Origin of the sequence: Streptomyces paromomycinus, assembly GCF_003865155.1 — a bacterium.
In the GTDB taxonomy this organism is placed as follows: domain Bacteria; phylum Actinomycetota; class Actinomycetes; order Streptomycetales; family Streptomycetaceae; genus Streptomyces; species Streptomyces chrestomyceticus.
Map to the genome: position 1 here is coordinate 6,507,953 of NZ_BHZD01000001.1, position 25,795 is coordinate 6,533,747.

The window sequence follows — 25,795 nt, forward strand, 5'->3', positions numbered from 1 at the left end:
GTTAGTACAGAGACAATTCCGTCGTATCTGGAGGCATCCCCACCATGACCACCTTCGTGGACCGCGTCGAGCTGCATGTCGCCGCGGGTAACGGAGGCCACGGCGTGGCCTCCGTGATGCGCGAGAAGTTCAAGCCGCTCGGCGGCCCCGACGGCGGCAACGGCGGCCGTGGCGGCGACGTGATCCTGGTCGTCGACCAGGACGTCACCACGCTGCTGGAGTACCACCACCACCCGCACCGCAAGGCCACCAACGGCCAGCCCGGCGCCGGCGACCACCGCGCCGGCAAGAACGGCCAGGACCTGGTCCTGCCCGTCCCGGACGGCACCGTCGTGCTGGACAAGAAGGGCAATGTGCTCGCCGACATGGTCGGCCAGGGCACCACCTTCGTCGCCGGACAGGGCGGCCGCGGCGGCCTCGGCAACGCCGCGCTGGCCTCCGCCCGCCGCAAGGCCCCCGGCTTCGCGCTGCTCGGCGAGCCCGGCGAGGCCCGCGACATCGTGCTGGAGCTCAAGACCGTCGCGGACGTCGCGCTGGTCGGCTACCCGAGCGCCGGCAAGTCCTCGCTGATCTCGGTGCTCTCGGCCGCCAAGCCGAAGATCGCCGACTACCCGTTCACCACCCTGGTGCCCAACCTCGGCGTGGTCACGGCCGGTTCGACCGTCTACACCATCGCGGACGTCCCCGGCCTGATTCCCGGCGCCAGCCAGGGCAAGGGCCTGGGCCTGGAGTTCCTGCGGCACGTGGAGCGCTGCGAGGTGCTCGTCCACGTCCTGGACACCGCGACCCTGGAGTCCGACCGCGACCCGGTCTCCGACCTGGACATCATCGAGGCGGAGCTGGCCCAGTACGGCGGTCTGGACGACCGGCCGCGGGTGGTCGTCCTCAACAAGATCGACATCCCGGACGGGCAGGACCTCGCCGACATGATCCGCCCCGACCTGGAGGAGCGCGGCTACCGCGTCTTCGAGGTCTCGGCCGTCGCGCGCACCGGCCTCAAGGAGCTGTCGTACGCGCTGGCCGGCATCGTCGCCGAGGCCCGCGCCGCCAAGCCCGTCCAGGAAGCCACCCGTATCGTCATCCGCCCGAAGGCGGTGGACGACGCGGGCTTCACGGTCACCCCGGAGGGCGAGGGCTTCTTCCGTGTCCGCGGCGAGAAGCCGGAGCGCTGGGTGCGCCAGACCGACTTCAACAACGACGAGGCCGTCGGCTACCTCGCCGACCGCCTCAACCGCCTCGGCGTCGAGGACCAGCTGCGCAAGGTCGGCGCGCAGGCCGGCGACGGCATCGCGATCGGCCCCGAGGACAACGCGGTCGTCTTCGACTGGGAGCCGATGATGGCGGCGGGCGCCGAGATGCTCGGCCGCCGTGGCGAGGACCACCGCATGGAGGCGCCGCGCCCGGCCGCGCAGCGCCGCCGCGACCGCGAGGCGGCGCGGGACGAGGCGGAGGACGAGTACCAGGACTTCCGTCCGTTCTAGGCGGCAGACGGGCGCCCGCCGGGAATCCGGCGGGCGCCTGCCCGTCCCCCTGCCGTAGATTGCGGTGGTACGGAAACACCCGTACGGAACTTCCCGGACCCGGAACCTCCCGGACCCGGGACCGTCCGTACGCGGCGGCGCACAGGCGAGCACAGGGGTAGGCAGTGGCAGGCGCAAGGCAGGACGTGACGGACGCCCGCAGGATCGTGGTCAAGGTCGGTTCGTCCTCGCTGACCACGGCGAGCGGCGGCCTGGACGCGGACCGGGTGGACGCGCTGGTGGACGTGCTGGCCAAGCACCAGGACAAGGAGATCGTGCTGGTCTCCTCCGGCGCCATCGCGGCGGGCCTGGCGCCGCTGGGCCTGGACAGGCGGCCCCGCGACCTGGCCCGGCAGCAGGCCGCCGCCAGCGTCGGCCAGGGCCTGCTGGTCGCCCGCTACACCGCCTCCTTCGCGCGCTACGGCCGCCGCGTCGGCCAGGTCCTGCTCACCTCGGACGACACCAGCCGCCGCGCCCACTACCGCAACGCCTTCCGGACCCTGGACCAGTTGCTGGCCATGGGCGCCGTGCCGATCGTCAACGAGAACGACACCGTCGCCACCGACGAGATCCGCTTCGGCGACAACGACCGGCTGGCCGCCCTGGTCGCCCACCTCGTACGGGCCGACCTGCTCGTGCTGCTCTCGGACGTGGACGGGCTCTACGACGGCGACCCGAGCCTGCCCGGCACCTCCCGGATCGCGCAGGTGAGCGGCCCGGCCGACCTGGAAGGCATCTCGATCGGCAGCGCCGGCCGGGCCGGCGTCGGCACCGGCGGCATGGTCACCAAGGTCGAGGCGGCCCGGATCGCCGCCGCGGCCGGTATCCCGGTCGTCCTGACCTCCGCCGTGCACGCCGCCGACGCCCTGGCCGGCGGTCCCACCGGCACCCACTTCCTGCGCACCGGCCGCCGCTCCGCCGACCGGCTGCTGTGGCTGGCGCACGCCTCCACCCCGCGCGGCGCGCTGGTGCTGGACGACGGCGCCGTCGAGGCCGTCGTCGAACGGCACTCCTCGCTGCTGCCCGCCGGTATCGCCTCGGTGGACGGGGAGTTCAGCGCCGGCGACCCGGTCGAACTCCGGGACACCGCGGGCCGCGCCGTCGCCCGCGGCCTGGTCAACTTCGACGCGCGGGAGATCCCGCGGCTGATCGGCCGCTCCACCCGTGACCTCGCCCGCGAGCTGGGGCCCGCGTACGAACGCGAGGTCGTGCACCGGGACGATCTGGTCGTACTGCACCACTGACGGCCGTCACAACAGGGAAACAAGTGGCAGGAAAGGTCCAAAGACCAGCCTTTCCACGGAGACCTTCTCGAAAATGCCCCCGCGACGGCCCGCGGGCTGGTCAACTTTGTTGCGGGGACGGCGTCCGGGGAGCGCCGTCCGCCGCGCGCGAGTGCGCGCCGAGGGACAGCAGTGCCGGACCACTGCCGAGGAACCGCCCGCGACCGGGGCCCGGAGCAGCGCGATCCGCGGTGACTCGGGCGGTCCGTACGCGGCGGCGCACCCGGCGGCGGGCCGGTGCCGGTGACGGAAGACAGCACCGATCGGCTCCGCCCCCGTGGGTACGAGCGGAGCGCTACGCATAACAGGAGGCCGCCGGTGAGACGAGGGCGCTCAGGGGCGCTGCCCCGAGGGACGGCGGAGCGCACACTGACCAGCGTCGGACCCGCCGGACCGGCCGGCGGGTCCGCGTCCGGGGACCGTGCCGGGCCGGGCCGGGCGACGTCCGAGCGGCCGTCGCCCGGGCGCCGCGAGGCGTCCCGGCTGTGGCACGTGACCCTCAGCGTCTCGGGGGCCGAGGCCCCCGTCCAGGAGGTCCGGCGGGCACTGGAACAGCTCGCCCACGACCACCCCTTCCTGCTGACCAGCCGCTACGCCAACGACCACGCCGAGATCCGCTACTGGGAAGAGGCCCGCGACCTGCACGACGCCGCGGCGGTCGCCCTGCGGCTGTGGGGCGAACACCGCTCCTCGGCCGGGCTGCCGCCGTGGGAGATCGTCGGCCTGGAGGTCATCGACCGGGAGACGTACCACCAGCGCGTCGCCGAGGGGTACGGGCCGCCGCCCGCGTCCCGGGTGGGGGTGCATCCGTACTGAGGGCGGTGCGGGCCCCGGCCCGACCGGTGGTGGGCCGGTGGCCCGCCGCGCCCCACCGGCGGCCGCGGGCCACGACGTCTTGCCAGATGGAACGTGACCGGGCCGCACGCCGCCGCCCGGTTACGCTTTCCGCCATGACCAGCGAATCAGCGCACTCCTCACCCGTCATCGAGACCGCCCGGCGCGCCAAGGAGGCGGCGGCCGTCCTGGCGCCGCAGCCGCGCACCGCGCGCGACGGCGCGCTGCTCGCCATCGCCGACGCCCTGGTGGCCCGTACCGAAGAGATCGTCGCCGCCAACGCCGGGGACGTCGCCAAGGCACGGGCCGCGGGCACCGGCGAGTCCCTGGTGGACCGGCTCACCCTGACCCCCGAGCGGGTCACCGCGATGGCCGCCGACGTCCGGGACGTGGTGGCACTGCCCGACCCGGTCGGCGAGGTGCTGCGCGGCTCCACCCTGCCCAACGGCCTCGACCTGCGGCAGGTCCGCGTCCCGCTGGGCGTCGTCGGCATCATCTACGAGGCCCGGCCGAACGTGACCGTGGACGCCGCCGCGCTGTGCCTGAAGGCGGGCAACGCGGTGCTGCTGCGCGGCTCGTCCTCCGCCTACGCCTCGAACACGGCGCTGGTCGAGGTGCTGCGGGACGCGGTGGCGAGCGTCGGGCTGCCGGCCGATGTCGTCCAGCTGGTGCCGGGGGAGAGCCGGGACTCGGTGCGCGAGCTGATGCGGGCGCGCGGCCTGGTGGACGTGCTGATCCCGCGCGGCGGTGCCTCGCTGATCCGTACGGTCGTCGAGGAGTCCACGGTCCCGGTGATCGAGACCGGCACCGGCAACTGCCATGTGTACGTGGACGAGCACGCCGACATCGACATGGCGCTGGACATCCTGATCAACTCCAAGGCGCAGCGGCCCAGCGTCTGCAACGCCGCCGAGACGGTCCTGGTGCACGCCGGCATCGCGGAGACGTTCCTGCCGCGGGCGCTGGAGGCGCTGACCCAGGCCGGGGTGATCGTGCACGGCGACACGGCCTGGCAGCAGGCCGGTCCCGGCCTGGTCGCGCCGGCCACGGACGAGGACTGGGCGGCCGAGTACCTCTCGTACGACATCGCCGCGGCCGTCGTGCAGGACCTGGACGCCGCCGTGGCGCACATCCGCCGCTGGTCCTCCGGGCACACCGAGGCGATCGTCACCACCTCGCAGGCGGCGGCCCGCCGGTTCACCCAGCTCGTGGACTCCACGACGGTCGCGGTCAACGCGTCCACCCGCTTCACCGACGGCAGCCAGTTCGGGTTCGGCGCCGAGATCGGCATCTCGACGCAGAAGCTGCACGCCCGCGGCCCGATGGGGCTGCCGGAGCTGACCTCGACGAAGTACGTCGTCACCGGGGACGGTCACACGCGCTGACCGTACGGGCGGGCCGGGAACTCGGGAGGGTTGGAGACTTGCTCGGGGTCTCGCGTGGGCCGGGCAGGGGTCTCGCGCGGGGCGGGGACGGGTGCCGCGCTCCGGTCCGCGGCCGAATTCCCGTGCTACCCGCCCACGACCGACCGGGCCGGGCTAGTCTGGACGGGTGCCGGACGACGTGGGGGGCAAGCCGTTCCCGGACGGCGAGGAGCCCGACGAGCACAGTCAGCCGAGCCACGGGGAAGCGGACGAGGACTTCGCCTCCGTGGTCCTCGACGAGGACTTCGTGCGGTCCGCGCGCTTCCACGAACCCACCGCGGTGGAACGGATGCTGGCCGCCGCCCAGGCACGCGCCGAGGCCGACGCCGCCCGCGCCCGCCCGGGGTACGGCACCGACCCGGACGCCGATGACCCGGACGGCCGGCCCCGCGCCACGGGCCGCCGCTACGGCCGTGGCACCGGCGCCGCCCGCGAGCGGCCCGCCGACCCGGACGCGTACGGCCCCCACGGTCCGTACGGCCCGTACGGCGGCGCCCTGCGCCCGTACCGGGGCAGCGTCCGCTGGCACCGCCCGGTGGCCTGGGTACTCGCCGTCCTCATGGGCATCGGTCTCGTCGCGCTCGCCTTCTCCGCGGTCTACCGCGGCGCGTCCGGCGGGCGCACGCAGACTCCGGCGCCGCCGCCCGCGACCAGCGGGGTGGACGGCGTACCGCCCGTGCGTTCCAGCCTGGTGCCGTCGGCGTCCGCGTCGGCCGAGTCGACGCCGCCACCCGCTTCCGCCGCTCCGCGCACCGGCTGAGTTCCGGGAGCCGTGCGACGGCTGAGAGGCGGGAGCCGCGCACCGGCTGAGATCCGGGAGGCGCGCAGCAGTTGAGGCCCGCGGTCCGTGTGCCTCCGGGGGCGCCGGGCGGCTCCCGTGAGCGGGTCCGGCCGCCGCAAGCGGGGGGCACAGCTCCGGCAGAATCCGCCGAACTTGTCCCGTACCAGGGCGTTTACCGGCGCCTCCACAGACCTACTCTTGTGGTATGGCCGGTGCTGGTGACCCTCCCGAAGGGACCCCCGAGGGCGCCGCGGGAGGCGGAGAGGACGAATACCGATCCGTCGTCTTCGACGAATCGTTCGTACGAGCTGCACGCCTTCAGGAGTACTCGGCGAGGGAGCGCATGGAGGACCACGCACGGGCCGTACGCACCCGGCACGCCTGGGCGCGGCTCGGCGGCGCCCGGCAGGCCGTGCTCCTCGCCCTGCTGATCGTCATCGCCTTCGGCACCGCGATCTACATGGGGGTCCGCCACCCCTACCGGCCCCCCGAGCCGATGGCGGCGGAGCCGCTGCGGTCCACGGTCGTGCCGCTGGCGCCGGACGGCGCCGTGCCGGGCGGCAAGCCGGCCGACCTCTTCGCGCGCGGTCCCGCGGCGCAGTACCGCATCGGCGCGGCGGGCGTGAACCTGCCCGCGGTCTCGCGGACCGAGCACTTCTCGGACGGCCAGGTCGTCTCCGCCCTGACCCTCGCCAAGGACTACCTCGTGCGCTCCTCGATCGACCCGGCCACCCTGACGGGCGGCTCCGTACGGCCGGTGGGGCTGCTGCTCGATCCCGGCCAACTCGACCAGTTCGACCGGAGCCTGGCCCACCCGGCCGACGACGGGCGGCACGCGGCCACCGGCTGGCTGACCCGCTTCGATCCGGACGAGGTGGAGCTGGCCGACACCGATGTACGGGTGAGCGGCACCCTGTCGGCCACCGAGGTCGGCGCGGACGCGCTGGAGGTGAGCGCCGACTTCACCTTCGCCTACGCGGTACGTCCTGCTGGTGCTGGTGCTGGTGCTGCTGCGGGCGCCGGGGCCCGTGCCGGTGCGGGGGCCGGGGCCGGTGTCAAGGCCGCGGCGGGGCAACAGGCCCCCGCCGCCTCGCTGTTCACCGTCCGCCGCGAACTGCGCTTCCGGATCAGCCGCGACGACCTGGACGACCACCGCCTGGAGGTGCTCCAGAGCAGCCTCCAGGCAGGGCCGATGTCCTGCTCCGCCGACGCGTCGAGCACCTTGCGGCCGCTGCTCGCGGGGCAGCGGGCCGGGGACGCCGGGCCGGCGGCCACCGACCCGTACGCCCGCGGCCGTTCGAACACGGGGCTGTGCGGAAAGCTGGCGGCTACTTCCCAGCCGGGCCCGGCTCGTCCGGACCGTTAGCGCCGTCCGACCCGTTCGCGCCGCCGGAGCCTCCGGAGGTCCCGGGCCGGGAGCCGCCGCGGAAGACCGTGTCCCGCAGCTTGCCGCCGAGGTCACCGGCGCCGCCGGCTATGTCGCGCACCAGGCCCATCAGCGGGTCCTTGCTGGTACGCACCGACTCGGCGTAGTGCGCGGCGGACTCACGGAAGGATTCGGACACCGAGGTGTCCTTGTCCTCGTCCCTGCGCGGGTAGTGGCCGTCCATGATGCGCTGGTAGTCGCGGCTGGCCGCCCACTTCTTCAGCTCGGCCGCCCGCACGGTGGTGAACGGGTGGCTGCGCGGCAGCATGTTCAGCACCTTCAGCACGGAGTCGCGCAGGTCGCCGCCCGCCTCGTACTCCTCGGCCTGCTTCAGGAACGCGTCCACGTTCATCTCGTGCAGGTGGTTGCCGCCGGCCAGCTTCATCAGTCCGCGCATGGACGCCTGCAGGTCCTGCCCGACCAGCAGTCCGGCCCGGTCGGCCGACAGCTCCGACTTGCGGAACCACTCGCGCAGCGCCGTCACTATCGCCATGATCGCGACGTTGCCCAGCGGAATCCAGGCGATCTTCAGCGCCAGGTTCGTCAGGAACAGCAGGATCGTGCGGTACACCGCGTGACCGGACAGCGCGTGGCCGACCTCGTGGCCGATGACCGCGCGCATCTCCTCCTCGTCGAGCAGCTCGACCAGGCCGGTGGTCAGGACGATGATCGGCTCGTCCAGCCCGATGCACATGGCGTTCGGCACCGGGTCCTGGTTCACGTACATCGGCGGGACCTTCTCCAGGTCCAGGATGTAACAGGCGTCCCGCAGCATGTCGTTGAGATGCGTGAACTGCTGGTCGCTGACGCGCACCGAGTCCGACAGGAACAGCAGCCGCAGGCTGCGCTCCGGCAACAGGCCGCTGAGCGTCTTGAAGACGGTGTCGAACCCGCTGAGCTTGCGCAGGGCCACGAGCGCGGAACGGTCCGCCGGGTGCTCGTAGGCGCGGGACGAGATTCCGGGGAACCGCCTGCGGTCCCGGCTCGGTACGCGCTCGCTGCCGCCTGGGCTCTCCGTCATTGGGGCCTCCCCCTGTTCGACTGCGTGTGATTCAGACTAGAGGACGCCACTGACAGCCATTTGGATGCCCAGGCGTACGCTGGCGAGCGCACCGGGGCCCGCAGATGCCCACATGCCCGTACAAAGGGAGCGCTTCAGCCATGCCGAACCCGAGCGTGCTGCTCGCCGCCGCGGCGGAGACCTCGAAGAACGACGGCCCGGGGTGGATCCTGCGCACCGTCCTGATCGTCGGCATCCTCGGCGCGGTGTTCCTCGCATGGGTCCTGCTGCGCAATTACGGGAAGGACGACCACAGCGACCGCGACGACCGGGACTGACCCCGCCCCTGTCCCGGACGGCCCACCCGCCCGCGGGCCCGGAACAGCCCCGCGGACGGGCGTGCGAACGCCCTCCCGGCGGAGTCGGCGTGAGACACGGGTGAGCTCGCGCATACGATGTGGCGGAAGTCTCTGTCCGACCCCATCCCGGATTGGTTCTGCCGACGATGAGCCTGCACACCACCGCACAGCACCTGGTCACCCTCGCCGAAGGCGGTCAGGAGGGCGGCGCGCACGAGAGCCTGAACCCGTTCGTCACGGGTGGCGGCGCCCTGATCGCCCTGCTCCTGCTGCTCTGGATCACCACCCGCTTCAACCGGGACCGCTGAGGGCGGGCACCGGGACCCCGGCACCGCGCAGCGCCCAGTAGGGTCTGCACGCATGGGAGAGCAGACAGGGCCCGTGAAGCGGCGGCTCGGAGTGATGGGCGGGACGTTCGACCCGATCCATCACGGACACCTGGTCGCCGCCAGCGAGGTGGCCAGCCAGTTCCACCTCGACGAGGTCATATTCGTCCCGACCGGGCAGCCGTGGCAGAAGAGCCACAAGACGGTGTCGCCGGCCGAGGACCGCTATCTGATGACGGTCATCGCGACCGCGTCCAACCCGCAGTTCTCCGTCAGCCGGATCGACATCGACCGCGGCGGCAAGACGTACACCATCGACACGCTGCGGGAGCTGCACGAGCAGCACCGTGACGCGGACCTCTTCTTCATCACCGGCGCCGACGCGCTCGGCCAGATCCTGACCTGGCACGACGCGCCGGAGCTGTTCTCACTCGCCCACTTCATCGGGGTGACCAGGCCCGGGCACATACTCGCCGACCCCGGGCTCCCCGAAGGGGCGGTGTCCCTGGTCGAGGTGCCGGCGCTGGCCATCTCCTCGACCGACTGCCGGGCGCGCGTCGCCCAGGGGGACCCGGTCTGGTATCTGGTGCCGGACGGCGTCGTGCGCTACATCGACAAGCGCGACCTGTACCGCGAGGACCTGACCGGCCACGACGGCCGTTGACATCTGTTGCCGACGGCCGCCGACGACGACCGCCGACGGGGCTCACGGAAAGGGGCACCGGTGAACGACCGACACGACCCGTACGTGCCGCGGGACCCGTATGCCCAGGACCAGCAGGGGCAGCCGGGGTACACCTACGACGCCTACGGGCAGCCGGTGTACCCGGAAGCGCCGCAGCAGGCCGCGTACGACCAGTACGGGCAGCCGGTGGGCTACGACCCGTACGGTGCTCCGGGTCCGTACGACCCGTACGGCCGGCAGCCGGGCGGGCAGCCGGGCGCCGGGCAGCAGATCCCGGAGCAGCAGGGAGCGGGCCAGGGTTACGGCTACGACCCGTACGGCCATCAGCAGGTGCCGCAGCAGACGCCTCAGCAGGCGGAGTACCAGCAGCAGTACGACCCGTACGGACAGCCCCAGCAGTTCCACCAGCCCCAGCAGACTCAGCAGCACGGTGTGCCGCAGCAACAAGCACCGCAGCAGACCCCGCAGCAACATCAGCAGCAGCATCAGCAAGGCTGGATCCCGCAGCAGTCGGCGCAGCCCTCGTACGAGCAGGTCTCCTACCAGGAGCCGGAGCACCAGCCGTACGGGCAGCCCGCCCGGGAGAGCGCCACGCAGGCCCCGCACGACGGGGCACCGGGGGCCGCGGGAGCCACGGGCCGTGCGTCGGCTCAGGAGGCCGCACAGGGCCCCGGGGGCGCTGCGGGCGGTACGGACTACCGCACCGAGCAGTTCTCGTTCATCGAGGAGCCGGCCGAGGAGTCCGAGGACGTCATCGACTGGCTCAAGTTCACCGAGAGCCGTACCGAGCGGCGTGAGGAGGCCAAGCGGCGCGGCCGCAGCCGCAAGGTCATGCTGATCGTGCTGCTGGTCCTGCTGCTCCTCGGCGGCGTCGGCTATCTCTGGTGGGCGGGCAAGCTGCCCGGCCTCTCGGGGGCCGGGGCGGGCAAGGAGGCCGGGGGCGCCGGACAGAAGCGCGATGTGCTCGTCGTGCACCTGAAGGACCCCAAGGGCAACAGCTCCACCGCGCTCCTCGTGGACAACGAGAGCACCCACAAGGGCACCACCGTCCTGCTCCCGAACAGCCTGGCGGTCTCCACCGAGGACGGCGGGTCCACGACGCTGGCCAAGTCGGTCAAGGACCAGGGCATCGACCCCACCAGGGAGGCCCTGAACACCCTCTTCGGTGCCGACATCAAGGCCAGCTGGCGGCTGGACACCCCGTACCTGGAGAACCTGGTCGAGACGACCGGCGGCATCACGCTGGACACCGACACCACCGTCCCCGGCGCCAAGAAGGGCGACGGCCCCCTCGTCAAGCAGGGCAAGAGCCAGGAGCTGAACGGCCAGGCGGCCGTGGCGTACGCCACGTTCCAGGCGCCCGGCGAACCGCAGACCAAGCAGCTGGAGCGCTTCGGCCAGGTGATGCAGGCCACCCTGAAGAAGGTCTCCAGCGACGCGGACGGCGCCACGGCCACCGTGAAGTCGCTGCTCCAGGTGCTGGACCCGCCGCTCACCGAGGCGGAACTGGGCAGCTCGCTCGCGCAGCGCGCAGAGCTGGCGAAGTCCGGCGCCTACGGGACCACCCTGCTGCCGGTGCAGCAGGACGGCACGCTGAGCCGGCAGGCGGCGGACGGTGTGGTCAAGGAGGTGCTCGGCGGCACGGTCAAGAAGGCCGACCCCAGCTCGACCCCGAGGGTCAGCGTCCAGAACGCCACCGGCAAGAAGGAAGCGACCGACAAGGCGCGGATCGCCCTGGTCAACGGCGGGTACTCGTTCGTCGAAGGCGGCACCGCGGCGGCCAGGCCGGCCTCCGAGGTCACGTACGCGGACGCCGCCCAGAAGGCGAAGGCCGAGGAGGCCGCCAAGACGCTGGGTCTGCCGGCCGGCGCGGTCAAGCAGGGCAAGACCGCCTCGAACGCCGACGTGACGGTGGTGCTGGGGCAGGACTACAAGGGCTGAGGGGCACCGGACCGGAAGGCCGGTGCCCGGCGAGCCGGGGGCGGTACGGGGCACGGCGCCCGTACCGCCTTCGGCCGCATCCGGGCCTGTGGGGCCTGTGGGGCCCGGCCCGTAAAGCCCGAGGGGAGTGTCGGCGGTCCGTGAGACCCTTGGTGGGTACCTGACCATCCATCCCGAAAGCTGGACTGTGACCGCCACCGACCGCTCCATCGAGCTGATCAAGGCCGCCTCGCTGGCGGCCGCCGACAAGCTCGCGCACGACATCATCGCGTACGACGTCAGCGACGTGCTCTCGATCACCGACGCATTCCTGCTGGCCTCGGCCCCCAACGACCGCCAGGTCAAGTCGATCGTCGACGAGATCGAGGAGCGGCTGAACAAGGACCTGGGCGCCAAGCCGGTGCGCCGCGAGGGCGACCGCGAGGCCCGCTGGGTGCTGCTCGACTACGTCGACATCGTCGTCCACGTCCAGCACAGCGAAGAGCGCGTCTTCTACGCCCTCGAACGCCTCTGGAAGGACTGCCCCGAGCTGGACCTCCCCGAGGAGGCCAAGGCCACCCGCGGCAAGGCCGCCGCGCACGCCGAGGCCACGACGGCCGAGCAGGACGGAGACCTGAGCTGAACGGGACCAGCAGCGGCCGTGGCCGCCGGATAGTCCTGTGGCGCCACGGCCAGACGGCGTGGAACCTGGAGCGCCGGTTCCAGGGCTCCACGGACATCGAGCTGACCGAGGAGGGCGTGGCGCAGGCGCGCCGCGCCGCCCGGCTGCTCGCGGCCCTCCAGCCGGACGCGATCATCGCCTCCGACCTGCGCCGGGCCGCCGCCACGGCCCGGGAGCTGGCGGCCGTCACCGGTCTGGAGGTCACCCACGACCAGGGGCTGCGCGAGACGTACGCGGGCGCCTGGCAGGGCCTGACCCACGAGGAGATCGTGGCGCGGTACGGGGAGCAGTACGCGGCGTGGAAGCGCGGCGAGCCCGTACGGCGCGGCGGCGGCGAACTGGAGACCGAGGTCGCCGACCGCGCGGCCCCCGTCGTGGAGCGCAGCGCCGACAAGCTGCCGGACGGCGGCACCCTGGTCGTCGTCAGCCACGGCGGCACGATCCGTACGACCATCGGGCGGCTGCTGGGCCTGGAGTCCCACCACTGGGAGGGACTGGGCGGGCTGTCGAACTGCTGCTGGTCCGTGCTGGGCGAGGGGGCGCGCGGCTGGCGCCTGATGGAGCACAACGCCGGCACGCTGCCGGAGCCGGTGCTCGGCGACGACGACTGAGCGGTCCCGCGGCCGGCGCCCGCGGCCCGGCGGACCGCCGCTCCGGGGGCCCGGAGCGACCGGATTTCACATTTGGGCTGGTCGCAGGCTAGAGTTCTTCTTGTTCGCGGCGCCGCCGGGGAAAACCCCGGAGGAGCGGAACAAGACCCGGGGCTATAGCTCAGTTGGTAGAGCGCCTGCATGGCATGCAGGAGGTCAGGAGTTCAATTCTCCTTAGCTCCACACCTCGGATGATCCCGTCTCCCACTCTGGGAGGCGGGATCATTTCGTGCACGGACGGGCGCACGAACCGGTGCGTAACGGGGTAGACCTCGTCAAAAGCCCGCGGCGCGGGGACCGCGCGGCCCGCCCGCGTTCGACGCCGGTCCCTCCGGCGCTCCGGCCGCCGTACGGCGGTGTGCTGGTACAACGGGTACGGCGGCGGGACTGACCCGGTCGGCGGTCCGTGGCAGAATTCGGACGGCGCCGGCAGGGGAGGAGAGAACGCGATGCCCACGAGCATCATGGAGGAGGTCGACGACCTGCTCGATGCGACCGCTCCCGCGCAGAGCGCCGGCCCGCTGCCCGAGGACGCTCCCCGTCCGGCCCGCCCCGCCCGCCTCTCCAGTGACGCACACGGCACCGGCAGCGCCGTGCTCCAGTGCCCGTCCTGCGGCTCGGCCCACGTGGCGCAGGTGCTGGGCGACAACGGCGGCATCTCGTTCGTCTGTACGGCCTGCGGCCACAGCTGGAGCTGACTGATGGGCGCTCACAGCAGGAAATGCGACTGGTGCGGCAGCGGGACGCCGATCGTCCGGGACATGGAGCCGGTCAACCCCGAGTACCAGTACTGGTGCGAGGAGTGCGCGCGGGCCCTGGTCATAAAAGGCGACCCGATCGAGACGTACCGCGAACTCGACGGGGAACCGATCTACGGGCGCCTGCTCGACGAGCACTGCACGCTGAAGCGTTTCTATTCCTTCGCGACCGCCTGAGCGCGGTGCGTACGCCCGGCGGCGGGGCTGCCGCGGGCCGACGCGGTCCCTGGGACGTTGCCCCTGTGACGGTTCTTGACGGCCGCCCAGCTTTGGCCAGGGATGGCCCGTCAGCTACCGCATGGGCGGGTTGAGCCGCCGTTGCGGGCATCAGTACGAAATTTCCGGCGGAACACGGAACTCCGTGCGAAAGACGGGGCGTTGTACGGGTGAAGCTGCCGCCGGAGACGGCCGGCGGCACGGGGGAAGCGACACGGGGGTCGCATCGTGAGTGATCTGACGATTCATCCTGTCCGGGAAGCGGCGTCGGACCGGCCGTCCGGCGCGCCGTCCAAGCGCGAAGCCGTGGCCGGGCTGACACCCTTCGTCGACGAGCTGCGCATCCCGCCCGTCCTGCGGCCCGGCCGCAAGGAGGCGCTGCGCGGTATCGACATCGACCAGACCACCACCTGGGTCCGGCTGCACTCCGAACTCCCGCCGACCAAGGTGTGGGCGTACGAGGGGCACTACCCGGGCCCGACGATCGAGGTGCGCCGCGGCCGGCGGCTCCGCATCAACTGGCACAACCGTCTCACCGGCGGGTATCCGGTCACCGCCGCCGAGGCCAAGCCCTTACCGGGCGCGCCCCTGCCCACCGACGAGCCGGGCCGCGCGAACAGCACACCCGTGGAAGGCGTCGCCGATCTGCCGCCCTGGACGGTCACCCATCTGCACGGCGCGGTGACCGGCGGCGGCAACGACGGCTGGTCGGAGAACGCCGTCGCGCCCGGTGACTCCCAGCTCTCGGAGTATCCCAACGACCACCGTGCGACGAGCTGGTGGTACCACGACCACGCCATGGACATCACGCGGTGGAACGTCTTCGCGGGCCTGGCCGGGATGTACCTGGTCCGCGACGACGAGGAGGACATGCTGCAACTGCCCTCCGGCAGGCGGGAGATACCGCTGGTCATCCAGGACCGCAACCTCGACACGGACGAGGAAGGCCGCCTGACGGGCCGTCTGCTGCACAAGACGCAGGTCGTGGCCCAGGACAAGGACGGGAAGAACGTCACCCTGCCCTTCACCGGCCCGTACACCCTCGTCAACGGGGTCATCTGGCCCCATGCCGACGTCGCGGCGTGCTGGTACCGCTTCCGCGTGCTGAACGCGGCGAACAGCCGCACCTTCCAGCTGCGCCTGGTGGACGACGCGACGGGCGCGCCGGTGACGGGCGCGGTGTGGCAGATCGGTTCGGACGGCGGCCTGCTGCCGCGGCCGGTCCCGGTGGACGGCCCGCTGTCGGTCGCGTCCGCCGAGCGGATGGACCTGCTCATCGACTTCGGCCGGCTGCGCGGCCGTACGCTGCGGCTCGTCAATGCCGCGCCCGGGGTGACGTATCCGGACGTGATGCAGTTCCGGGTCGGTACCACGCAGGTGCGCGACCCGTTCGTTCTCCCGCAGGTGATCTCCCCGTCCTTCGAGCGGCTCACCCACGGCTCGGCGCCCCACCACGAGCACCGGCTCGTCGTCCTCACCCCGCCCGGCCCGGTCGGCAACTTCCACCCGGAGATGTGGGAGATGGAGGAGATCCCCGACACGGGCCTGAAGTTCCCCGTCGAAGGAGTCGTCCAGATCCGCGGCGCGGACGGAAAGACCCGCACGTACCGCCGTACGGCCCGGATGTTCGACGACACGCTGAACCACATGGTCCGGCTCGGCGACTGGGAACAGTGGAGCTTTTTGAACCTGGGCGGCGCCGGCACCCACCCGATGCACATCCACCTCGTGGACTTCCAGGTCCTCAGCCGCGACCGCTACCCGGCGGACGGCGACCCGAATTTCCCGTACGACAACAAGACCGGCGGCACCCGCGTCCCGCTCGAACACGGCGGTACGGCCCCGATATCCCCGGGCGACCAGGGCTGGAAGGACGTCATACAGGTCCCGCCGGGCCAGATGGTCAACGTGCTCGCCCGCTTCCAGGGCGCGACGGGCCGGTTCATGTACCACTGCCATCTGCTGGAGCACGAGGACATGGGGATGATGCGGCCGTTCGTCGTGATGCCGCGTGAGGTGCTGAAGTTCCATCATCACCAGCCGGGCGGACACGGCCACGACGCACACTGAGGCGGCGGAGAGACGGGCGCTGAGGCAGGGAAGGGGGAGGGAGAGGGGGAGAGGCGGGCGCTGAGGTGAGGGCCGGCGCTTGGCCGGGGGCGGTTCGACGCCCGGTTCGAGGCCCGGTTCGGCGCCCCGGTTCGGCGTCCCGGCTCAGCGTCCCGGTGTGGCCGCCGCCGGACCGGCGTCCGGGGTGGCCGCGCCCTGCCCTGTGCTCGGCAGCGCCGGTCCGCCGCCACCGGCGCCGTCCCTCTGCACCGACACGGCGGTCAGGGCCAGAAAGACCAGGCCGGCGATCGGATAGATCCCGGACAACAGCATCTGGCCGCCGTTCTGGTGCAGTTCCTCATGGTGGTGGTAGCGGTGCGGCACGAACCACAGCGCGAACGAGCAGAAGAGGAGGCCCATCGACAGCGTTCCCGCCCACCAGCGCCGGCCGGTCCGGCTGCCGGCGCCGCCGCGGCCGATCGCCTCCGAGCCGAGCAGGATCAGCATCGGTACGCCCCACACCCAGTGGTGCGACCAGGAGATCGGGCTGACCAGCAGCGCGGTCACGGCACAGGCGACGGCCGCCCAGGCCCGGCGGCCGCGCAGCAGCGCGCCGACCGCCACGGCCAGCCCGAAGACGGCCACGACGGCCGCGGCGGCCAGCCACCACAGGCCGGGGTCGTGGGTGTGCAGCAGCCGGGCCAGCGCGCCGCGCAGCGACTGGTTGGCGGTGATCTCCACCTCCCCGACCCGGTCGGCAGCGAAGATGATCTCCGTCCAGAAGCGGCGGGAGTCGTGCGGCAGGACGATCGCGGACAGCACCGCGGTCCCCAGGAAGGTGAGACAGGCGACGGCGGCCTGCCGCAGCCAGGGGTTCCAGGCCTTCCGCGGCCCCGCGCCCTCCCGCAGCCGCTGCCAGGCCCGTACGAGCCCGGCCAGCGCGAGGAAGACCGCGAACAGGGCCGGGGTGAGCTTGATGCCGGCCGCCAGGCCGATGCCGACGCCGGCCCACCGGTTGGTGTCCTTACGGGTCAGGTCCCACAGGACCAGCACGGCGAGCAGCAGGTTGATCTGTCCGTAGCGCAGCGTCGTCCACACCGGCTCGCACCAGACCAGCAGCGCGGCCACCCCCAGCGCCGCGGCGAGCGGCGGCACCCGCTTCGGCTGCCCCGCGAGCCGCAGGCCGAGGTGGGCGACGGCGACCATGAGCAGGAGGTTGCCGAGGGTGGCGAGCGTCCGCATCTCGGGTACGCCCACCAGCGTCAGCGGCGTGAACAGCAGCGCGGCGAAGGGCGGATAGGTGTTGGGCAGGAGCGCCGAGGTCGCGACCATGTCGTACAGGTCCTCGCCGTTGCGGGCGGTCCAGCCCTCGGCGCGGTAGACCATCAGGTCGACCATCGTCACGTGCGCCAGCCGCTGCGCGACCCAGAAGGCGGCGAAGGACAGCACACAGCCGACGGCTGCCACCAGCAGCGGACGGCGGCGGACGAAGCCCCTCAGCGGGGAAGGACCGCCGGGTGCAGCGGACTGTTCCAGCTCCAGCGCGGACACGGCGTACAGCTCCCCAGGACGAATCGGGCACGGCCCGCCGACAGTACATCGAGCCCTTGCCCGGGGGCCCAGGACAACCGATTTGGCAGAAGGCGGGGAGGACCGTGTAATGTAGGCGATGCCGCAGCGGGGAGCCGCAAGGAAAAGAACCGCGGCGGACCACAACAAGGGGCTATAGCTCAGTTGGTAGAGCGCCTGCATGGCATGCAGGAGGTCAGGAGTTCAATTCTCCTTAGCTCCACAAAAAGATCGTTCTTGAGATCCCTCAGGTTCGGTCCACGGGATCCCGCCTGATCAATTCGATCAGGCGGGATCTTCTGGTTTAGAGGGACGGGCGGGTGCGGTCGATGTGGCCCTCGTTGTGCGCTTCGTCACAGAGGCAAAGGCAGGGGCGGAGGCGCCCGGCTGCCCCCCCGCTGGAGAAGATCAGCCGGCCGTAGGCGCGGAGCCGTCACGTCACTGACGGCTCCGCGCCTACGGCCGGGCATGATCGGCGGGGGTGGCAGGCCTGCCGTTAACCCTTGACGCGCAGTTCGACCAGAGTCGCTTCCTTGCCGGAGGCGCCCGGGCGGCCGTCGCCGACACCGACCTGCTCGGTGGTTCCCTCGGTGACCTTGACGGTCTGCTTCTTCCCGTCCGAGGTGAGCGTCGCCTCGACAGGGCGGTCCAGGGCCTGGACGCCGAAGGTCTCGGGAACTTCGAGCGTCAGGTACCCGGACTTTCCGGTGACCTTGAAGCAGTACTTGTTGCCGTCTTCGCTGGTGCTCGTCGTCCACACGCGAATGTCGTCGTTCTTGCATTCGCTCAGGATGATGTGCCCGTCACCCCTGCCCAGCTTGATCCCCTTTTCCTTGAGGATCCTCTCCGCGTCGGGGTAATTGAAGTCCTCCACCGCGGAGGACATCGCGGCGTCGGCCGCCGTCTGCTGAACCTCCGCAGGCTGCGGAGCGGCCTGGGCGATGGTGAAGGCGGAGACGGCCCCGACGGCCGTGGTGGCGCCGAGGATGCCGGCAAGCACCGTTCTGCGCATGCGAGATATCACCAGAGGAACCTTCCAGGTGGTGTGCGGCGTCAAGGGCGGCCGCTCAGAATGACAATTTTGGCGTCCGAAAACGTATCACTTCGCCTCACCTCCGGACATGGGTTGCCTTTTGATAACGGTTCACATCGGGGCGTCCGGTCGAGTCGGAGTGAGGCGCGCGCGGTGAATGCGACCCAAGCTCCTTCCTGTGAACGGGTGTTGGGCAGCGGGCGGCCGCCTGCGTAGTTGCCGATCGCGGCCTATATGCTCGCTGGGCCCGTTTTGTGGCATCTCGGAAAATTGGAAAGGATGGACTCGGTGAGACGAAGAACCCGCTCTCACGGCGCGCGCACACCAGGGGCAAGTCGCATAGGCGGCTTGTTCGTCGGCGTCGCACTCCCCTTGGCATTGACGGCCGGCCTCATCGGAAGTACCCCGGCCTTCGCGGCGGAGGGGGACGACGAGGGCGGCACCCCGATTCCGGCGACCGACCGGGGACGCGTCGTCGAGGCGTGGCAGAACGGCGGCCGGATGGTCAAGAGGGCCGCCGAGCCGGTGCTCTTGGGTACGGAAGAAAACGTCCGGCAGTTCCTCGACAAGGACAAGGCCACTGCCGAAGCCAGCGATGACCGCGTGCTGGCCATGCGTATCTCCTCCATCGGAGGCAGCAAGGTCCGCGCCGCCGCTCAGGACGCTCTGGACTCCGACGACCCGGCCAAGGTCAAGGGATTCCTCAAGAGCGGCTGGCAGAATCCGCTGGAGAAGGACCAGCGCGTGCAGCTGGCCCAGGTCATGAGCGTCGGTGGCCCGCAGGTCAAGAAAAAGGGCCAGGCCGCCATGGAGAGCGGCGCGATCAATGACGTGCGCGACTTCCTTGAAAAGGGCCAGTACGCCGCGCGTGACGCCGACGACCGTGTGCGCCTGATGCGCGTCATGAGCACGGGTGGCAAGGCGACCAAGGAAGCCGCTCAGGTCGCGCTGAACGGTTCCATCTCGGATATCCGGGAGTTTCTCGACGTGGGCCAGTATGTGGCCCGTGCGAGGGACCAGGAGCACGCCACGGTCGCGCAGCTGGTTCAGCAGGCCAAGGAAGCCGGTGCCGAGGCCAAGCGCGAAACGGATGCGGCCAAGTTCTCCGCGGACCAGGCCGTCGAGGCGTCGAAGGCGGCCAAGGAGGCCGCCGAGAAGGCCAGGCGCCACACCGAGGAGGCGCGCAAGGGCTCCGTGGACGCGGCGGCCTTCGCCAACGTCGCGGCCGAGGCCGCCAAGGGCGCCGCGAGCGCGGCGCAGCGGGCCATCGGCGCGTCGCAGGCGGCCAACCGGGCGGCCCGTCTCGCGTCGGCCGCCGCTTCCCAGGCCGCCTCCGCGGCGGCCAACGCGGCCAACGCGGCCTCCCGGGCCCGTAACGCCGCCGCAGCAGCGGCGACGGACGCCGGAGCAGCCGCCGGCGCGCGCAAGGCCGCGGAGGAGGCACGCAACGCCGTCACGGCGGTGAACAGCCTGAAGGCCGCGCTCGCCGAGGTGCAGAAGGCGTCGGACGCCGCGGACAACGCGGCCGACGCGGCGCTGAGCGCCAGCAACAACGCGGATGCGGCTGCCAACGCGGCGGCGGAGTCGAGCAGGTTCGCCGACGCCGCCGGAGCCAAGGCTTCCGAGGCCAGGGCCGCGGCCGGCCAGGCCAAGCGGCACGCCGCCGAGTCCCGCCGGGCCGCCCAGGCCGCCAAGTCGCTCGCGCGCAAGGCGTCCAAGGCCGCGACCGATGCCCAGCAGGCAGCCGACCGGGCCGCTTCGCATGCCAGCAGCGCCGCACGCGAGGCGGACATCGCGGCCGACAACGCCGGGAAGTCGGCGAAGGCGGCGGACGAGGCCAATCGGCACGCTGCTGCGGCCACGGCCGCCGGGCAGGTCGCGGCCGATGCGGTGAAGACCGCCCGGGAGACGCACGAGGTCGCGCGTCAGGCGGAGCAGGAAGGCCTCAAGACGCGGACCGCGGCCGCGATCGAGAAGGCCCGGGACCTCAAGGAGGCCTACGAGAAGGGCCAGGCCGAGGTCGCCGACAAGCTCAAGGCGACGGGAGAGCTCGACACGGAGGCGCAGCGGCTGGCCGGCGAGGCCGCACAGCCCGGCGCGGATCTCCGGCAGGTGGCGGCCAAGGGCCGCAAGGTGGCGTTCCTGGCCATGAAGACCCGGGGCCCCTGGAGCCGGACTGCCGCCGAGGTGGCCCTCGCCGGATCGGACGAGGACGTCCGCGACTACGTCCGCAAGGACTGGCAGGACGCCGCGAAGCAGGACGGCCGTACGCGGGTCGAGGCGCTGGCCGCGGACGGTTTGTCGGACTCGGTCAAGAACGCGGCCGAGAAGGCGCTCAAGGGCGACGCCGAGCAGATCGACGCGTTCCTGAGCACCGGTCAGCACGAGGCCGCGGCGACCCAGTACCGCATCAGCGTGATGAAGCTGGCCAGCAGGGGCGGGGCCCAGGTGAAGGCTGCCGCACAGGCGGCACTGGACGACAATTCCCCGCAGAAGCTCGTTGAATTCATCGAGTCCGGACAGGACAAGGCGCGTCTCGCCGATGAGCGGGTCCAGGCCATGCGGCTGATGAGCACAGGTGGCCCTGAGCTCAAGAGTGCGGCGCAGATCGCCCTTGAGGGGTCGCCCGACCTGCTCCGCGCGTTCATCACGGTCGGGCAGCACAAGGCCCAGCGCAAGGACCAGATGGCGGCCACCCATGAAGCCCGGATCCAGGGCCTGCTCGCCGAAGGCGACAGGGTCGTGGCGAAGGCCAAGGAGGATGCCCTCCGGGCCAAGGAGCACGGGCTCCGCGCCAGCAAGGCGGCCGCCGAGGCGGACAAGGCCGCTGCGGACGCCGACGAACAGGCCAGGCAGGCGAAGAAGTACGCCGATGCTGCCCGGAAGTCGGCCGCGGAGGCCAAGGATTCCGCGGACCGGGCCGCCGAGTCGGCGCGAAAGGCCACCCAGGCCGCCAAGGAGGCGGACCAGGCCGCGACCAGGGCGGTCAACGCCGCCGCCCGAGCCGAACTGTCGGCCCAGTCGGCCCAGATGTCCGCGAGCGAGGCGTGGACCTACGCCAATGACGCCCGGGTCTCCGCCGAGAACGCGGGCAAGGACCGGGACGCGGCGCGCAAGGCCCATGACGAAGCCCGCGAGCAGTACAAGGAAAGGGAGCGGAAGGAGACCGAGGCCAAGCGGCACGATGCGCAGGCGCAGAAGGAGATGAACGAACTCCTGGCGCTTGAGGAGCAGCTGCGGTTCCTCCTGGCCAACGAAGACGACACCAGCATCTGGGAGAAGTACCTCGACGACTTCCAGACTGGTTCCGACTGGGCCGGCTACGTCCCGGTCCTGGGCGAGCCCTTCGACGGCCTCAACTGCCTCATCTACGGCCTCCGTGGAATGGGCTTGGACGCCACCGCTTCCTGCGCCGGTGTCCTCCCCGTCCTCGGCGACATCGACAAGTATGCGATGCGGACCGCCATCAAGGCGGAAGGCAAGGCCTTCAAGAGCGGCCTCAAGTCAGGCATCAAGAACCTCGAATCACAGTTCGGCAAGAACGGCACCGACACCCTCCTCAAGTACATGAGGGCGAACCGTGATGCGGGGCGGCCTGCGGAGGTCTGGAACACGACGAGAAGGAGGACCCGTGTCGCAGAAGCGCATGAACACTGGTCCAATCATTCTGCCGAGTTCTCCGATCTGAAGAGTATCGGAGAGTACGTCACAAGGGCGCATAGCTATCGCAAGTACACCGATCCAGGGAAGCCGCCGCCCGGGTATCGTGTGATCGATCGAATTGATGACAAGGGAGATATTGGGGGCTGGGCGGTCTACGAGAAAAGTTCAAACACGCTGACCATTTTCAATAAGGACGGGCTGCCCAATACCATGTACAGGCCGCATAAGAGGTCGCCCGCGCATCCTCGTGGCTACAAGGAAGACAACTTTGAAGAACACTTCGACTCGCTGAAGTGGTTCGGGCACGAGCGGTAGCTCCGGTAGGCGGCATAAGAAGGGAAAGAGATGGAAAATCTTGACGAAGACTGTGTGTGCCGGATCTGCGGATTCGTCGACTCCCCTTTCCGGATGCGCGGTCTCCCCCTCAACACCATTTGCGGTTGCTGTGGTTCGGAGGCCGGAATCGAGGACACCATGCTGGAAGGTGTTCGAGAAACTCGCGGGTACTGGGTGTGCCGCAGTTCTGAGTGGTTCAGGCCGAGCGACAAGCCGGAGGACTGGGATCTGCTGAAGCAGCTGGAGAACATCCCTCCCGAGTGGCGCTGACTCCTGATCGCCTGACCGCGATCTGGTAAGAGGGCCCGTCAGCTTGCTGACGGGCCCTCGTCGTTTCCGGGACGCGGTTCTGTGTTGTGCGGTGTTCGGAAGACGTCTTCCCGACGGCTTTACGGCTTCTCCAAGCGCAGGGCGAGGGCAGGGCAGCGGCTGACCGCGCGCTGGGCGCGTTGGTGGAGCCGGGGCGGGAGAGCGGTGTCCGGGATGAGCGGGTAGCCGTCCGGGTCGAGACGTACGGCTTCGGGGAGGAGCCTGGCGCACAGGCCGTGCCCTTCGCACAGGGTCCAGTCCACCGCCAACCGGCCCGCGGCAGCCGTCACGCCCGCGGTACCCGTGCCCGTACCGTCGGCCGCCTCGGCTGTCTCCGGTGCGGGAAGGGGGAGAACACCGGCGGTCTCCCGGCCGCATCCGCCGCCCAGGGTGTGCGCGGCGAGATCGTCCGGGAAGGCGTCCAAGGCGGAGAGCACGAACCGTACGGCGCCGTCGGGGTGTTTGCAGGCACCGCGCCCGTTCGCGGTCTGCGTGGCACGCCGTACGCCGTCCAGCGCTTCCTGGCCGCCGCCCGCCAAGGTGTCCGCCAGCGCGCTTGCCACGGAGGGCAGACCCAAACGGCAAGGCCCGCACTGGCCCGACGACTCGGCCGCGAGCCAGCGCGCTACGAGCAGGGTCTCGCCGAGCGGGCAGGTACCGGCGGGCACCGGCAGTACCGCGCCCGCGCCGAGCGCCCCGCCGCCGGCCGCGAGCGCTTCGCGGGTGACCACCGTTCCGTACGCGGTCGCGGCGGCCAGCCAGGCGCCGTGGTAGCCGCCCACCAGGACGCCCCCAGGGGCCGGATCGGCGGCGCACGTCTGGAGGACGTACAGAAGCGGCACCCCGCTCGGTGCCTCGACGACGGCGGGGGAGGGCACCGCGCCGGACACGGTCAGGAGCAGGGTGCCGGGTTCGTGGGGTGCCCCGGTAGCGGCGTACCGGTGGGCGCCCGCACGGGCCGCGACAGCGAGCTGCGCGAATGTCTCGGCGTTGGAGAAGAGCGTGGGCGCGCCGCCGAGTCCGGACTCCGCGGCCCGCACCCGCCGCCCCGGAGGCAGCGCCGGCCCGCCCTCCGCGGCCCGGATCAGCGCGGACGCCTCGCCGGAGACGAGCCGTTCCGGTACGCGGACGAGCCGGGCGCGCAACGACCGCCCGCGCCGCCGGTCGCTCAGACCGCGTTCGGCCAGCGCGTCCCGCACCGACCGCTCGGCCGCGTCCTTGGTCACGCCCACCACCAGCGTGCGGGCGCCGAGAGCGTTGGCGGCGAGCAGCGCGCCGTCCAGGACGAGGTGGGGCGCACGGCACAGCAGGACGGTGTCCTTGCGGCAGGCGGGCTCGCCCTCGCAGCCGTTGACGACGACCGCGGGCCGGTTGCCGGAGCGCCGCGCATGGTGGGCCACCGCCTCCAGTTTCCGTACGAGGGGGAAGCCCGCGCCGCCACGGCCGCGCAGCGCGATGGCGCCGGCCAGCTCGGTCAGCCGGTCCGCCGACAGGGACGGCGGCGAGCCGTGGATGAGCAGGTGGGCCCGGCGGTCGAGGCGCTCGGCCTCGTCGAAGCCCGCGGTCAGCCGGGGCGGGCCGATGGCCTGGACGGGCGGGACGTCGGGCAGCGGGCCGGTCACGATCGGCTCCTGCCGTGCGAGGCGGGCTGGGCCGGGACGGGGTGGAGGGCGTGCCGTCCGTACGGCGGCGGCGACGAGCCCGGCGGCGGGGAATCCGCAGGTGAGAGATACGGCGGCGAGGGGTCCGGATACGAGGGATACGGCGGCGGGGAGTCCGGATACGAAGGGTATGGCGGCGGGGAGCCCGGGGACGAGGGGTGCGGGTCCGGGTGTGCGGGGGGCGGCGGAGGCGGCGGGGCATCGGCAGTACGGGCGCGGAGGCGGGCCCGTAGGACGTGCGGGAGGAAGGCGCGCGCCAGGAGGGCGGCGGCGACGGCCGTCAGGCACAGCGCGTACCCGGTGGTGACCCACCCGGAGGGGGCACGCCCGGCCTTCAGGCCGTGGACGAGCGCCAGGCACCAGGCCGGATACGCGCAGGCGTGCAGGGCGCGCCAGCGCTCCGAGGCCCGGCCGCGGCCGGCGAAGGCGCTGCGGAGCGCGCCGGTCGCGGCGGCCAGCACCATCAGGTAGCCGGCCACGGCGCCGAAGCCGATCAGTGCGGAAGCCCCGGCGGGCGTCCTGGTGAACGGCAGCAGCGCGTTCAGTACGTGCGCATGCCCCTCGGCGACCTTGACCGCGATGTGCAGGGCCAGGAAGCCGAGCGAGGCAGTGCCCAGGGCCCGGTGGACGCCCTGGGCGAGCAGCCGGCTGCGGGGCAGCAGGAGCGCACGGCCCGCGGCTACCAGCCCCCAGACGACGGCGGCCGTGAGGGAGACGAGCGTCAGCACACCGGCCGTGAAGTCGAGGAAGCCGCGCAGCGGGGCGGTCCCGGAGAGCAGGAGAAGGGCGAGGGCGGCGACGGCTCCGGCGGCGACCGCGGGGCGGCGGCGCAGGCGCGGGCGGTGCGGGATCGGGCGGCGGGGGACGGGGGCCGGGGCCGCCGCCGGGTCGGCAGGGGCGGTGTGGCGCGGGCCGTCCCGGGGGCCATGACGGCGTGGGCCGGGGGACGGGCGGGACAGGCTTGGGAGGCGGGCCGGAAGGCGGCCCGGGAGACGGACAGAGAGGCGGACCGGGAGGCGGGGTAAGCCAGGGGGCCGTGGGCCGGAGGCGGCACGGCTCTTGCGGTGGGGACGCATGCGGGAAAAGTAGGGCGGTCTGGGATCGGGGCGGCGGGCTTTCCGTAAGCGGCGTGCTGCGGGGTGGCGCGCTGCTACCGTCGGCTGTCGGGCTTGTTCGAAGGAGTCCGTGCCGGGCTCGGCCGAGGAGGCCCGTTCGTACTGGGGAGGCTCGTCGGGCTCGGCCGAGGAGGCCCGTCCGTACTGGGGAGGTTCGCCGGGCTCGGCCGACGAGGTCTGACCGGACCGGGGAGGC

At 71.9% G+C, this 25,795-nt stretch carries 22 protein-coding genes and 2 tRNA genes; 19 read left to right on the plus strand and 5 right to left on the minus strand.

The window, feature by feature from the left end; all coding sequences use genetic code 11:
• The first annotated feature begins 44 nt into the window (after nt 1–44).
• The 6 genes from obgE (at nt 45) to OEIGOIKO_RS41835 (ending at nt 7,208) form a co-directional block, all read left to right on the plus strand.
• Nucleotides 45–1,481, plus strand: a complete 1,437-nt coding sequence (gene obgE, locus OEIGOIKO_RS27870; protein WP_125056293.1) for a GTPase ObgE — start codon at nt 45–47, stop codon at nt 1,479–1,481.
• A gap of 164 nt (nt 1,482–1,645) precedes the next feature.
• Nucleotides 1,646–2,764 carry a glutamate 5-kinase gene (gene proB, locus OEIGOIKO_RS27875; protein WP_125056294.1) on the plus strand — a complete coding sequence of 373 codons (1,119 nt, stop codon included), beginning with the start codon at nt 1,646–1,648 and terminating at the stop codon, nt 2,762–2,764.
• A 357-nt stretch (nt 2,765–3,121) separates the two neighbouring features.
• Nucleotides 3,122–3,619, plus strand: a complete 498-nt coding sequence (locus OEIGOIKO_RS27880; protein WP_030020521.1) for a hypothetical protein — start codon at nt 3,122–3,124, stop codon at nt 3,617–3,619.
• Between the two features lie 134 nt (nt 3,620–3,753).
• Nucleotides 3,754–5,022 (plus strand): glutamate-5-semialdehyde dehydrogenase, encoded by a 1,269-nt coding sequence (locus OEIGOIKO_RS27885; RefSeq protein WP_125056295.1) that lies wholly within the window; start codon nt 3,754–3,756, stop codon nt 5,020–5,022.
• A 166-nt stretch (nt 5,023–5,188) separates the two neighbouring features.
• Nucleotides 5,189–5,821: an SCO2584 family spore wall biosynthesis protein gene (locus OEIGOIKO_RS27890; protein ID WP_125056296.1), complete on the plus strand. Its 633-nt coding sequence runs from the start codon at nt 5,189–5,191 to the stop codon at nt 5,819–5,821.
• A 226-nt stretch (nt 5,822–6,047) separates the two neighbouring features.
• Nucleotides 6,048–7,208, plus strand: coding sequence for an SCO2583 family membrane protein (locus OEIGOIKO_RS41835; protein ID WP_176602592.1), 1,161 nt, complete (start codon nt 6,048–6,050; stop codon nt 7,206–7,208).
• Here OEIGOIKO_RS41835 and OEIGOIKO_RS27900 read toward each other — a convergent pair.
• Nucleotides 7,171–8,289, minus strand: coding sequence for a M48 family metallopeptidase (locus OEIGOIKO_RS27900; protein WP_125056297.1), 1,119 nt, complete (start codon nt 8,287–8,289; stop codon nt 7,171–7,173). The genes OEIGOIKO_RS41835 and OEIGOIKO_RS27900 overlap by 38 nt on opposite strands.
• 140 nt (nt 8,290–8,429) lie before the next feature.
• Here OEIGOIKO_RS27900 and OEIGOIKO_RS41840 point away from each other — a divergent pair, with 140 nt between their 5' ends.
• The 10 genes from OEIGOIKO_RS41840 to phsA all read left to right on the plus strand — a co-directional run bounded on the left by OEIGOIKO_RS41840 (nt 8,430) and on the right by phsA (nt 15,934).
• Nucleotides 8,430–8,606 (plus strand): hypothetical protein, encoded by a 177-nt coding sequence (locus tag OEIGOIKO_RS41840; protein WP_170251882.1) that lies wholly within the window; start codon nt 8,430–8,432, stop codon nt 8,604–8,606.
• A gap of 167 nt (nt 8,607–8,773) precedes the next feature.
• Nucleotides 8,774–8,935 (plus strand): hypothetical protein, encoded by a 162-nt coding sequence (locus OEIGOIKO_RS41845; protein ID WP_031001894.1) that lies wholly within the window; start codon nt 8,774–8,776, stop codon nt 8,933–8,935.
• A gap of 52 nt (nt 8,936–8,987) precedes the next feature.
• Nucleotides 8,988–9,617 (plus strand): nicotinate-nucleotide adenylyltransferase, encoded by a 630-nt coding sequence (nadD, locus tag OEIGOIKO_RS27905; RefSeq protein ID WP_050510248.1) that lies wholly within the window; start codon nt 8,988–8,990, stop codon nt 9,615–9,617.
• Nucleotides 9,618–9,677: 60 nt separating this feature from the next.
• Nucleotides 9,678–11,579 (plus strand): LCP family protein, encoded by a 1,902-nt coding sequence (locus tag OEIGOIKO_RS27910; RefSeq protein ID WP_125056298.1) that lies wholly within the window; start codon nt 9,678–9,680, stop codon nt 11,577–11,579.
• Between the two features lie 187 nt (nt 11,580–11,766).
• Nucleotides 11,767–12,201 (plus strand): ribosome silencing factor, encoded by a 435-nt coding sequence (rsfS, locus tag OEIGOIKO_RS27915; protein ID WP_125056299.1) that lies wholly within the window; start codon nt 11,767–11,769, stop codon nt 12,199–12,201.
• Nucleotides 12,198–12,851 (plus strand): histidine phosphatase family protein, encoded by a 654-nt coding sequence (locus tag OEIGOIKO_RS27920; protein ID WP_125056300.1) that lies wholly within the window; start codon nt 12,198–12,200, stop codon nt 12,849–12,851. The genes rsfS and OEIGOIKO_RS27920 overlap by 4 nt, the downstream gene beginning before the upstream one ends.
• A 149-nt stretch (nt 12,852–13,000) precedes the next feature.
• Nucleotides 13,001–13,073: transfer RNA gene (locus OEIGOIKO_RS27925), tRNA-Ala, on the plus strand.
• Between the two features lie 266 nt (nt 13,074–13,339).
• Complete coding sequence (locus OEIGOIKO_RS27930; protein ID WP_125056301.1) at nt 13,340–13,588, plus strand: hypothetical protein; 249 nt, start codon at nt 13,340–13,342, stop codon at nt 13,586–13,588.
• 3 nt (nt 13,589–13,591) lie between these two features.
• Complete coding sequence (locus OEIGOIKO_RS27935; RefSeq protein ID WP_030020510.1) at nt 13,592–13,825, plus strand: hypothetical protein; 234 nt, start codon at nt 13,592–13,594, stop codon at nt 13,823–13,825.
• A 267-nt stretch (nt 13,826–14,092) separates the two neighbouring features.
• Nucleotides 14,093–15,934 carry an O-aminophenol oxidase PhsA gene (gene phsA / locus OEIGOIKO_RS27940; protein ID WP_125056302.1) on the plus strand — a complete coding sequence of 614 codons (1,842 nt, stop codon included), beginning with the start codon at nt 14,093–14,095 and terminating at the stop codon, nt 15,932–15,934.
• Between the two features lie 144 nt (nt 15,935–16,078).
• Here the strand turns inward: phsA and OEIGOIKO_RS27945 are convergent, their stop codons facing one another.
• Entirely contained in the window at nt 16,079–17,464 is a 1,386-nt protein-coding gene (locus OEIGOIKO_RS27945) for a glycosyltransferase 87 family protein (RefSeq protein WP_125056303.1), read from the minus strand.
• 168 nt (nt 17,465–17,632) lie between these two features.
• Between OEIGOIKO_RS27945 and OEIGOIKO_RS27950 the strand changes: the two genes are divergently transcribed.
• A tRNA-Ala gene (locus OEIGOIKO_RS27950) sits at nt 17,633–17,705 on the plus strand.
• Nucleotides 17,706–17,978: 273 nt separating this feature from the next.
• Here the strand turns inward: OEIGOIKO_RS27950 and OEIGOIKO_RS27955 are convergent.
• Nucleotides 17,979–18,494, minus strand: coding sequence for a hypothetical protein (locus OEIGOIKO_RS27955; protein WP_246177565.1), 516 nt, complete (start codon nt 18,492–18,494; stop codon nt 17,979–17,981).
• Between the two features lie 369 nt (nt 18,495–18,863).
• Between OEIGOIKO_RS27955 and OEIGOIKO_RS27960 the strand changes: the two genes are divergently transcribed.
• Both OEIGOIKO_RS27960 and OEIGOIKO_RS27965 read left to right on the plus strand, forming a co-directional pair.
• A complete protein-coding gene (locus OEIGOIKO_RS27960; RefSeq protein WP_170251883.1) occupies nt 18,864–22,493 on the plus strand; it encodes a hypothetical protein in 3,630 nt (1,209 codons plus the stop codon).
• Between the two features lie 30 nt (nt 22,494–22,523).
• The gene (locus OEIGOIKO_RS27965; RefSeq protein ID WP_125056305.1) at nt 22,524–22,784 is read left to right on the plus strand and encodes a hypothetical protein; all 261 of its coding nucleotides are present in this window, start codon (nt 22,524–22,526) and stop codon (nt 22,782–22,784) included.
• A 119-nt stretch (nt 22,785–22,903) separates the two neighbouring features.
• Here OEIGOIKO_RS27965 and OEIGOIKO_RS27970 read toward each other — a convergent pair whose 3' ends face one another.
• The gene (locus OEIGOIKO_RS27970; RefSeq protein ID WP_125056306.1) at nt 22,904–24,445 is read right to left on the minus strand and encodes an NADH-quinone oxidoreductase subunit NuoF family protein; all 1,542 of its coding nucleotides are present in this window, start codon (nt 24,443–24,445) and stop codon (nt 22,904–22,906) included.
• Entirely contained in the window at nt 24,442–25,560 is a 1,119-nt protein-coding gene (locus OEIGOIKO_RS27975; RefSeq protein ID WP_125056307.1) for a hypothetical protein, read from the minus strand. The genes OEIGOIKO_RS27970 and OEIGOIKO_RS27975 overlap by 4 nt, the downstream gene beginning before the upstream one ends.
• Nucleotides 25,561–25,795: the final 235 nt, after the last annotated feature.

Excerpts from the sequence above, each read along its gene's own strand:
- obgE (WP_125056293.1), top strand. The coding sequence starts at position 45 with ATGACCACCTTCGTGGACCGCGTCGAGCTGCATGTCGCCGCGGGTAAC.
- OEIGOIKO_RS27885 (WP_125056295.1), top strand. The coding sequence starts at position 3,754 with ATGACCAGCGAATCAGCGCACTCCTCACCCGTCATCGAGACCGCCCGG.
- OEIGOIKO_RS41835 (WP_176602592.1), top strand. The coding sequence starts at position 6,048 with ATGGCCGGTGCTGGTGACCCTCCCGAAGGGACCCCCGAGGGCGCCGCG.
- OEIGOIKO_RS27900 (WP_125056297.1), bottom strand. The coding sequence starts at position 8,289 with ATGACGGAGAGCCCAGGCGGCAGCGAGCGCGTACCGAGCCGGGACCGC.
- OEIGOIKO_RS41840 (WP_170251882.1), top strand. The coding sequence starts at position 8,430 with ATGCCGAACCCGAGCGTGCTGCTCGCCGCCGCGGCGGAGACCTCGAAG.
- OEIGOIKO_RS41845 (WP_031001894.1), top strand. The coding sequence starts at position 8,774 with ATGAGCCTGCACACCACCGCACAGCACCTGGTCACCCTCGCCGAAGGC.
- nadD (WP_050510248.1), top strand. The coding sequence starts at position 8,988 with ATGGGAGAGCAGACAGGGCCCGTGAAGCGGCGGCTCGGAGTGATGGGC.
- OEIGOIKO_RS27930 (WP_125056301.1), top strand. The coding sequence starts at position 13,340 with ATGCCCACGAGCATCATGGAGGAGGTCGACGACCTGCTCGATGCGACC.
- OEIGOIKO_RS27935 (WP_030020510.1), top strand. The coding sequence starts at position 13,592 with ATGGGCGCTCACAGCAGGAAATGCGACTGGTGCGGCAGCGGGACGCCG.
- OEIGOIKO_RS27955 (WP_246177565.1), bottom strand. The coding sequence starts at position 18,494 with ATGCGCAGAACGGTGCTTGCCGGCATCCTCGGCGCCACCACGGCCGTC.
- OEIGOIKO_RS27965 (WP_125056305.1), top strand. The coding sequence starts at position 22,524 with ATGGAAAATCTTGACGAAGACTGTGTGTGCCGGATCTGCGGATTCGTC.
- OEIGOIKO_RS27975 (WP_125056307.1), bottom strand. The coding sequence starts at position 25,560 with ATGCGTCCCCACCGCAAGAGCCGTGCCGCCTCCGGCCCACGGCCCCCT.